The 3,378-nt window shown below is 74.3% G+C and carries 4 protein-coding genes and 1 pseudogene; all 5 read right to left on the bottom strand.

The genetic code is table 11. The features are described from left to right. Positions 1-276 (bottom strand): FAD-dependent oxidoreductase (locus tag AC0CYZ_RS20870; protein ID WP_472218826.1); only part of this gene is annotated, 276 nt, incomplete at its 3' end. Beyond that, complete coding sequence (locus AC0CYZ_RS20875; RefSeq protein WP_472218828.1) at positions 269-1,609, bottom strand: FMN-binding glutamate synthase family protein; 1,341 nt, start codon at positions 1,607-1,609, stop codon at positions 269-271. The genes AC0CYZ_RS20870 and AC0CYZ_RS20875, both read right to left, overlap by 8 nt. Continuing rightward, positions 1,606-2,280, bottom strand: coding sequence for a glutamate synthase (locus AC0CYZ_RS20880; RefSeq protein ID WP_472218830.1), 675 nt, complete (start codon positions 2,278-2,280; stop codon positions 1,606-1,608). Before AC0CYZ_RS20880 ends, AC0CYZ_RS20875 begins: the two co-directional genes overlap by 4 nt. Next, complete coding sequence (locus AC0CYZ_RS20885; RefSeq protein ID WP_472218832.1) at positions 2,268-3,134, bottom strand: class II glutamine amidotransferase domain-containing protein; 867 nt, start codon at positions 3,132-3,134, stop codon at positions 2,268-2,270. Before AC0CYZ_RS20885 ends, AC0CYZ_RS20880 begins: the two co-directional genes overlap by 13 nt. Before the next feature lie 9 nt (positions 3,135-3,143). Next, positions 3,144-3,378: pseudogene (locus AC0CYZ_RS20890) on the bottom strand (hypothetical protein); the annotation flags it as partial.

Raw genomic sequence — 3,378 nt, forward strand, 5'->3', positions numbered from 1 at the left:
CTCGTCGACCCCGACCACGTAGCCGGTGGTGACGAAGCCGAGGTCGTCGCCGAGCCGGTCGGCGGCCGACTCGAAGAACGCCAGCCCGCGCCGGGCCATCGCCGCCAGCGAGGACACGCCGTAGTGGCAGCGCACCACGCCCGAGGACTTGCCGGTGCCGCCGGAGCCGACGGTGTCGCGCTCGCAGACCACGACGTCGGTGACCCCGCGCTCGGCCAGCGCCCACGCCGTCGCGGCGCCCTCGAGGCCACCGCCGACGATCACCACGTCAGCCACGGCGACCGGCCCCCGGCACCCAGTCGGTGCCGGCGAGCGGCACCCGGGCCATCGCCGCCGACTCGACGGTCAGCGCGACGAGGTCCTCGGGCTCGAGGTGGCGCAGGTGCGACTTCCCGCAGGCCCGGGCCAGCATCTGCGCCTCCATGGTCAGCACCCGCAGGTAGTTCGCGAGCCGCCGCCCGCCCTCCACGGGGTCGAGCCGGGCCGCCAGGTCCGGGTCCTGGGTGGAGATGCCGGCGGGATCGCGGCCGTCCTGGAAGTCGTCGTAGAACCCGGCCGCCGAGCCGAGCGCCTCGTACTCGGCCTGGTACCGCGGCGCGTTGTCCCCGAGCGCGATGAGCGCGGCAGTCCCGATCGCCACCGCGTCCGCACCCAGCGCCATGGCCTTCGCGACGTCGGCCCCGGTCCGGATGCCCCCGGAGACGATCAGCTGGACCCTCCGGTGCAGGCCCAGCTCCTGCAGGGCGAGCACGGCCTGCGGGATCGCGGCGAGGATCGGGATCCCGACGTGCTCGATGAACGCCTCCTGCGTCGCCGCGGTCCCGCCCTGCATGCCGTCGACGACGACGACGTCGGCGCCCGCGGCCACCGCGAGCTTCACGTCGTAGTAGGTCCGCGTCGCCCCGACCTTGACGTACACCGGCGGCCGCCAGTCGGTGATCTCGCGCAGTTCGACGATCTTGATGGCGAGGTCGTCCGGGCCGGTCCAGTCCGGGTGGCGGCAGGCGCTGCGCTGGTCGATCCCGGCGGGCAGGGTCCGCATCTCCGCGACCCGCTCGGAGATCTTCTGCCCGAGCAGCATCCCGCCGCCGCCGGGCTTCGCGCCCTGCCCCAGGACGACCTCGATCGCGTCGGCGCTGCGCAGGTCGTCGGGGTTCATCCCGTAGCGGCTCGGCAGGTACTGGTACACGAGGTGCGTCGACTGGCCGCGCTCCTCGCGGGTCATGCCGCCGTCGCCGGTCGTCGTGCTGGTGCCCACCTCGGAGGCGCCCCGCCCGAGCGCCTCCTTGGCCTGGGCCGAGAGCGCCCCGAAGCTCATCCCGGCGATCGTCACCGGGATGTCGAGGTGCAGCGGCGCCGTCGCGTGCCGATCGCCGAGGACGACGTCGGTGTCGCAGCGCTCGCGGTAGCCCTCCAGCGGGTAGCGCGACATCGAGGCGCCCAGGAAGAGCAGGTCGTCGAAGTGCGGGACGGCGCGCTTGGCGCCCCAGCCGCGGATGTCGTACACCCCGGTCTCCGCGGCCTGCTGGATGGACGCGATGACGGACCGGTCGAAGGTGGCCGACTCCCGCAGGGGCGAGCGCAGCGACGGGGGGTGGTCAGCCGTCACGAGTGCGCTCCCCAGTGGTAGAGCCGCCGGGCGGAGCCGAAGCGGCGGAACTCCTCGGGGGCGTACGGCAGCTCCGCGGCCGCCAGCAGCTCCGCGAGCTCGCGACGGTGCTCGTCGCGCATCTCCTTCGGCACGCAGTCGGCACCGAGCACCCCCACCTCCCCGCGGACGTAGAGGCGGGTCTCGTACACCGAGTCGCCGAGCCCGTCGGCCGCGTCCCCGCACACCACGATCCGGCCGGCCTGCGCCATGAACCCGCACGAGGCGCCGACCGACCCGCCGACGGCGACGTCCGCCCCCTTGAGCGAGATCCCGCAGCGCATGGAGGCGTTGCCCTCGACGACGAGCAGCCCACCGTGGGCGGTCGCCCCTGCGGACTGCGACGCGTCGCCGCGCACCCGCACCGTCCCGGACATCATGTTCTCCGCGACGCCCGTGCCCACGGACCCGTCGACGACCACGTGCCCACCGTCGTTCATGCCCGCGCAGTAGTAGCCCGCGTGGCCCCGCACGTGCACGGCGATCCCGTCGTGGATCCCCACCGCGATCGCATGCGCGCCGCGGGGGTTCCGGACCTCGTACGACGACGCGGTCGGGGCGTGCAGCTCGGTGTTGAGGGCCCGGACGGAGTCGTGCGCCAGGTCGAACGACACCGCCGTCAGCGCGTCCACGTGTGCACCGCCCCCGGGGCCGGCTCGAAGATGTGCGCCTCGTCGATCCCCGGCAGCTCCGCGAGCGCGCGGAACTCCGAAGCCATCGCCACCCAGCGCGGGTGCTCCGCGACGATCGCGGGCTTGCAGGCGATCGCGTCGCGGACCACGGCGAAGCCCTCGTCGCTGGTCACGAGCAGGGTGTAGAAGCCGTCGAACCGTTCCGCGAGCGCCCGCAGTGCCTTCTCCAGGTCGTCGCCCTCGGCCAGCCGCCGCTTGACGAAGCGTGCTCCGACCTCGGAGTCGTTCTCCGAATCGAATCGCTCCCCTTCGCGTTCGAGCTCACGTCGGATCGAGGCGTGGTTGGAGAACGACCCGTTGTGCACCAGGCACTGGTCGGGGCCGACCGAGAACGGGTGGCACCCCTGCGCGGTGACCGCGGACTCGGTGGCCATCCGGGTGTGCGCGAGGCCCTGCCAGCCCTGCGCGCCGGCGAGGTCATACGTGACGGCGAGGTCGCGGGGGTCGCCGGTGCCCTTGTAGACCGCGAGGTCGGTGCCCGAGCCGACGACGACGGCTCCGGGAGCCGCCGCGAGCGCGGCCACGACGAGGTCGTCGGGCGTCCCCGGCCCGGTGACGATCGTCGTGGCGCCGACGCGGGCGACCTCCGCGCCAGGGACCGCGAGCTCGTCGGGGGCCTCGAGCAGCGAGACGACCGCGTGGCCGGCCCGGTGGCGGCGGTGGTCGCCGTACACCGCGACGCCCGCCGAGTCGGGGCCGCGCTCGGCGACCTCGCCGAGCATGCCGGTGAGCAGGCGCCCGAGCGCGGGGTGCAGTTCCTGGTCGCGCAGGTGGAGTCCGACGATGCCGCACATGGCGAGCTCCTAGAAGGCCGTGAGGTAGTGGTCGATCTCCCAGGACCCGACCGTGGCGTGCCAGTCGAGGAACTCCCGGCGCTTGAGCTCGGCGAAGTACGCGGCGACGGGCGCGCCCGCGCCGTCCAGCGCGCCGGTCACGACGGGGTCCGCGGCCAGCGCCTCCACGGCGTGCAGCAGCGTGGGCGGGAGCTCGGGCCCGTCGGCCGGGGCCTGTGGGGTCCCGGGTGGCCCGGGGTCGAGG

The organism is Actinomycetospora sp., from assembly GCF_055612215.1.